This window comes from Agriterribacter sp. (assembly GCF_035445465.1).
Classification (GTDB): domain Bacteria; phylum Bacteroidota; class Bacteroidia; order Chitinophagales; family Chitinophagaceae; genus Agriterribacter.
This window is the reverse complement of record NZ_DAOMQT010000076.1, coordinates 8,367-14,235: the sequence shown is the minus strand read 5'-3', so window position 1 is coordinate 14,235 and position 5,869 is coordinate 8,367. Positions and strand designations below refer to the sequence as shown.

General features: G+C 42.9%; 5 protein-coding genes. 4 read left to right on the top strand and 1 reads right to left on the bottom strand.

What is annotated here, in order from left to right; all coding sequences use genetic code 11:
* On the top strand, positions 1 to 182 hold a 182-nt coding region (locus tag PLE34_RS20300; protein ID WP_324560009.1), incomplete at its 5' end, for an LPXTG cell wall anchor domain-containing protein.
* A gap of 392 nt (positions 183 to 574) precedes the next feature.
* On the opposite strand, the gene PLE34_RS20295 is transcribed toward PLE34_RS20300, so the two are convergent.
* A complete protein-coding gene (locus PLE34_RS20295) occupies positions 575 to 1,621 on the bottom strand; it encodes a hypothetical protein (RefSeq protein ID WP_324560007.1) in 1,047 nt (348 codons plus the stop codon).
* 375 nt (positions 1,622 to 1,996) lie between these two features.
* Here PLE34_RS20295 and PLE34_RS20290 point away from each other — a divergent pair, with 375 nt between their 5' ends.
* From PLE34_RS20290 to PLE34_RS20280, 3 genes are all read left to right on the top strand, one after another.
* Positions 1,997 to 2,374 carry a hypothetical protein gene (locus PLE34_RS20290; protein ID WP_324560005.1) on the top strand — a complete coding sequence of 126 codons (378 nt, stop codon included), beginning with the start codon at positions 1,997 to 1,999 and terminating at the stop codon, positions 2,372 to 2,374.
* Complete coding sequence (locus tag PLE34_RS20285) at positions 2,371 to 2,679, top strand: hypothetical protein (protein ID WP_324560003.1); 309 nt, start codon at positions 2,371 to 2,373, stop codon at positions 2,677 to 2,679. Before PLE34_RS20290 ends, PLE34_RS20285 begins: the two co-directional genes overlap by 4 nt.
* A 429-nt stretch (positions 2,680 to 3,108) precedes the next feature.
* A partial coding sequence (locus tag PLE34_RS20280) for a DUF1553 domain-containing protein (RefSeq protein WP_324560001.1) occupies positions 3,109 to 5,869 on the top strand: 2,761 nt, incomplete at its 3' end.

Below are 5,869 nucleotides of genomic sequence, written 5' to 3'. Positions count from 1 at the left end.
GTAATGCGGAACCGGTTACATTTTCACATTCTGCCGGTGTTCCCTGGTGGCTGATAGTTGCGGTGTTGGTATTGGCGGGAGGTGTGATTTATATGCTGATTAAAAGAAAAAAGAAGCGGGCAAATGTTAATTCCGGTTTGCCGGCTAAAAATCATATTGAAAAGCACCAAAGCTATATATAGCCACTGGCAGGAAAGAGACGACCAGGCCCTTCCTGCCGGCAACATGAAAATCATCCAATATTACTATACAGCGCTGAATGCTTGAACAAAGAATGAATTATTTTCATGAAAGTCTTGTTTGCGCTGTTTTTTGTTGAATTAGCAGAATACTATTTTGCACTGGCGCGGCTATGTGGCATTGGTCTTGTGCGATAGCCGACCTGTGTTTTGGCGTTTTTTGTATAGCAATTTGAGAAAAGTAATAATACAGCAGCAGGTCTGACACTACACAAAGCAGCGCTACCAAACCTGCGCCAGCCTGGTAAAATTAAAAGGCAGAATGCGCTACTGAATGCTTTGAAATTCAGGGCTGATAAATATTTTAAACAGGCAGCGTAAAACAATTGAAATTTTTAATTTTTTACACCCCCTCGTCTCCATTGATCACCGACATACAGTGGACTGAGACAGTCATCTTTTAAAGAATTAATTATCAACCTCTCTGTTCTGCCAATAAAATTCATGGACTCGTTTTGATCTTGTTTGATGTCATTAATCTCAATAAAATCAACCCCATTAAAATCTAATAGCACTTTCGCATTAGCTATTCTCGCTTTTAAGTCACCGACTGGCCCACCCTTGCTTTTATCATAATATAAAGTTCCAAAACACATTTTAACCGTACAATTTTCAAAATCGAGAGCGGAAATAAAATTGTGCGATGAAGATTTTATTAATTTTAGATCCAGATAATCCCAAGCCCCTTCAAAATCAATGGCAGGTACTAAATTGTACCTGAATACAATTTCGTCTTTTTGATTACAATAAATTTTTTCGATGTATGGAGAGTGGTGATAGGTTGTATAATATTTTATTTTAGAAGACTTGTTACTAAATGTGAGGACGATACTACTATTCAAAGCGCTGATATATTCTAAAACTCTATTGTATTTTGTTTTAAAGTTAAAGGTGAATAAGCTATCCTTTCCCTCAACCCTAAAAAATTTCATATTAATAATTTGGCTTTTAAAATTAATTTTTGAATGATCAATCACGAAATCGAACATGAAATAACAACTATCCGGTAATGGGTTAAATTGTCGTTGTTGGAAGCTCGAAATATTGTTTAAGATTCCTTTTAGCTCTGTGTTGTTTGCTTTGAAATTTATTGACTGGGCATTAAAAATACTGTCTGATTTAACCAATAATGCTTTAAAATTATTAGCGTTATTTTTGTCTTCCTTAACAATAAACGCAATACCTGCCACAAAACAAGAAGCGGTTGCTACCTTAAAGAAGAGCCATACATACCGATATTTCTCCTTATTGGCAATGTCAGAAAAAAGCCCAAATAGAATACCACACCCAAGCAATATATATTTGAAAGCTACTGATGAAAGGATAAAAGGCAGAAAAGAGGCCAATAAAATAATGACTACCAAGAGACTAATTTTTTTCATGTTTTAGGGATTAAACTAATTGGAAGAAACTGAACTAATTAATAAAAATAATTATATTAGTGATTCAACCCCCGATTATTATGGCTAAAAATCACTTTCTGGCATATGTCTGTAGCAGTGGTACTGTGCGTTGCCGACCTGATGCCTGAGCGTTACTTGTTTTGCAATAATGATAGATATAAGTTTATAGCCGGGCTCATGCACTACTTGTTTAAGAAATATTAAGATAAGTGGAAACACGGCAACAGGTCTGGCCCGGCACAGGGCAATGCTACCAAACCTGCGCCAGTGTGGAGTTGGCGACGGCAATAATATAGGTCCTTCCATACTGTTGAAAGTAATGGCAGGCGATAAATTTAGCGTACAGGTAAGCAGTTGGTACAAAAAGAACGGTGGACCGGAACACCTGTAAGTCCGCTTACGGCAATAGCTGCGCTGGCGGGGAGCGTGAGCAATGCGGCGCCCATACATGGCACGGCAACCGAGCCTATCAACAGCGGCGTGCTGGATCCATCAGCGCTGGATTTTTTAAACAACCGCGATGCGTCTGCCAGCGGCAAACCTAAAGCCTACCTGAACTGGGTATTGCTGGACGAACAGTTAAAGATCGCCAAAGATGCCAGTGGAAATATCATTGCCAGTGGCTACAGTGTTTCAGACCCCGTAGGCGATGATCTGGAATTTAAATTACATGCATTTGCTAATATGCCAGTTTCTTCCCGACGGGGTCTTCACAGTCAGGCAACTGTGTGAAGCATGAGACCCCGGCGAATCGTTCAGCGCCAGGGTTTCATAGCTGTCCCACAACGGCTTGTGATGAAAACCCCGGCGCGAATTATAAAGATGATGCCCTGCAAAAGGCGAAATTGTATTTCATACAGCAGGGTAACAGGGAAAAACTGCTTCCCTATTTTTGGGCCAATATGGTGCTCATGGGTAATGCGGAACCGGTTACATTTTCACATTCTGCCGGTGTTCCCTGGTGGCTGATTATTTTTGTTCCGGTGTTATCAGGTGCATTTTATATTGTTATCCGAAAAAGAAAGAAACTTTTATAGAAAAGAAATGAGTCATTACCGGCAGGAAAGAGACAATCATCCCTTTGCTGTTCGGATCTTTGACGAAAAATCAACAACCTATATATAGAACAATACGATTGCGGAATGTTACAGGGCTTCATCTCTCTTGTTTTAAAAGTATAAAAAAAGCACAAGTATTAGCTGCACATGAAGATATGTTACTGCTACTTGTGCCCTGAAGATGGTAAAAAGAACACATAGGAATGAATAGGCAGGTAAATTTTGATAAAAAGTGAAAAAATCCATTATTATCCAAGTTTAGTACATTGGAAAAGAGAAGCTGAAGGAATAAATTTGGGTATAAAAGAATGCTGACATGTATCGCCCCGTTTTAATATGGCGGATCGTAGTGTGGTTCATTTTTTAAATTTCGTACCTTACACTTAATATAGAACTTGCCTTCTTATCATGAAAATAAAACTCAACAGGAAGTTAATCCTTATTACCGGTATACTCGTTGTTGCACTTGTTGTAACCACCAGTCTTATTGGTCACAAAAGGGTGGATTACAATACAGAAGTAAAACCCCTGTTCAATAAAAAATGCATCACCTGCCATGGTGGGGTGAAAAAGGAATCCGGGTTCAGTGTTTTATTCCGTTCCGAGGCAATGGAAAAAGGGGAGAGCGGAAAGTTTCCGATCATCCCGGGCGATCCGGATAACAGCGAAATGATACGCAGGCTTACCAGCAATGATCCGGAGGAAAGAATGCCCTATCATCATGCCCCCCTGTCTTCCAAAGAAATTGCTATGTTGCGGCAATGGGTTAAGGAAGGTGCGCATTGGGGCAACCACTGGGCCTATGTGGCCGTAAAGCCTGTTCAGGTGCCGGATGCTTCTTCCGGTTTTTGGGGCTTCCTCTCCGGTAAAAATGATTGGGCGAAAAATGATATTGATCACTTCATTTTTAATAAGCTGAAAGAACAGAAGCTACAGCCATCCCCCGTGGCCGATAAAGCTACCCTTTTGCGGAGAGTTAGTCTTGATATTGCCGGGGTTCCTCCATCCGGCGCCATGGCAGAGCGGTTTTTGAATGATAACAGTGCCGGCGCTTATGAAAAATTAGTAGATGAACTGTTGGCTTCACCGCAGTATGGCGAAAAATGGACGTCTATGTGGTTAGATTTGGCCCGGTATGCAGATAGCAAGGGATATGAAAAGGACGACTATCGCTCTATATGGCGGTATCGCGACTGGCTGATCAAAGCATTTAATAGTGATATGCCTTACGATCGCTTTTTAACGGAGCAACTGGCAGGCGACCTGATGCCTGGCGCTACCGATGAACAATTGATTGCTACTGCGTATAACCGTAACACCATGACCAACGACGAGGGTGGTACGGACGATGAGGAGTTTAGAACAGCCGCTATTATTGACCGGGTAAATACTACATGGGAAACCCTGCTGAGTACCACCTTCGCCTGCGTGCAGTGCCACAGTCATCCTTATGATCCTATTAAGCATGATGACTATTATAAGTTCATGGCCTTTTTTAATAATACCAGGGATGAAGATGTGACAGGTGATTATCCGCAACTGCGTGAATTTAACGCGGAAGATAATGTGAAGTTTGAAAAGCTAAAAGCCTGGTTAAGGCAAAATGCCACTGAAGAAAAAGCGCATGAGGTTATCACTTTCCTTAAAACCTGGCAACCTGCCGTTAACGCGCTCCTTGCCGATAAATTAATAAACAGCGCAGTTTCCGATACCAGGCTGGCATTACGGAACAACGCGGTTAGCCGTTTACCCGGTATTGATCTTACCAATAAAAATGTATTGCACTATCGTTATACTTCTGGAATTGATAAGGGCAAATGGACTATTCATTTAGACCATCCCGGCGGGCCGGTGCTGGCGTCTACCATAATTCCCCCGTCGAAAGGATGGAATATTGGCAGGATTGATTTTGGCACGGTTGATGGCGTGCACGATCTGTATTTTACATATACTAATCCCGGTGTTGAAAAAACAAATGAGCATACCCTGGCGTATTTCGACTGGTTTTATTTTACGTCTTCTTTTCCGCGCAGCGGGGCGCCGGGGTACGACAGTGCATATACCTGGTTTAGCGATTTAATGATTACTTCCGTGCCGGTAGTTACACCCATTCTGATGGAGAATCCTCCTGATATGTTTCGCACTACGCATGTATTTGAAAGAGGCAACTGGATGGTAAAGGGAGATGGGGTGCAGCCCGACGTGCCCGAATCGCTCAACCCGATGCCGGAGGGAGCCCCGCGTAACCGCCTGGGTTTGGCAATGTGGCTGACGGATAAAAAAAACCCCCTTACTTCAAGAACCATTGTAAACAGGATATGGGAGCAGCTCATGGGGCAGGGAATTGCGGAAACCCTGGAAGACCTTGGATCGCAGGGTATTGAGCCTACGCACAGGGAACTGTTAGACTGGCTGTCGGGGCAACTGATGAATGAGTATAACTGGAGCCTGAAAGCACTGATCAAAACTATTGTAATGTCGGCTACCTACATGCAGGATGCTAAAGTAACCCCTGAAATGCTCGAAAAAGATGCTTTTAACAGGTATTATGCCCGGGGGGCACGGGTAAGGCTATCCGCAGAACAGATCAGGGACCAGGCTTTGGCATTGTCGGGGTTGCTGAGTCCGAAAATGTATGGCAAAAGTGTAATGCCTTATCAGCCGCCAGGTATATGGTTGTCACCTTATGATGGAAATGTATGGGAGAAGAGTACGGGAGAAGACCAGTACAGGCGTGCGGTATATACCTACTGGAAGCGTACGGCGCCGTACCCCACCATGCTGAGCTTTGACGGTGTAGCACGCGAAGTATGCGTTGCCAGGCGAATACGAACCAACACCCCCTTACAGGCCCTGGCTACTTTAAATGATGAAGGTTTTATTGAAATGGCGCGGCATTTTGCGGCGAAGATGGAGCAGGAAGGAGGCAGCGATGTGCAACAGCAGATTGGCAAAGGGTATGAGCTGGCAATGTTTCGCCCTATCAGTAAAGAAAAGCTGGAACCTTTAATGGAGCTATACCAACAGGCTTTGCAGCAATTTAAGCATGATGAAACGAAAACATGCGAAATGATTGGCGCAAATACCGGGAACAATACCCCTGAAAAGGCAGCCCTGATTGTAGTGGCGAACGCTATGCTTAACTTAGATGAGTTTGTTACGAAGAATT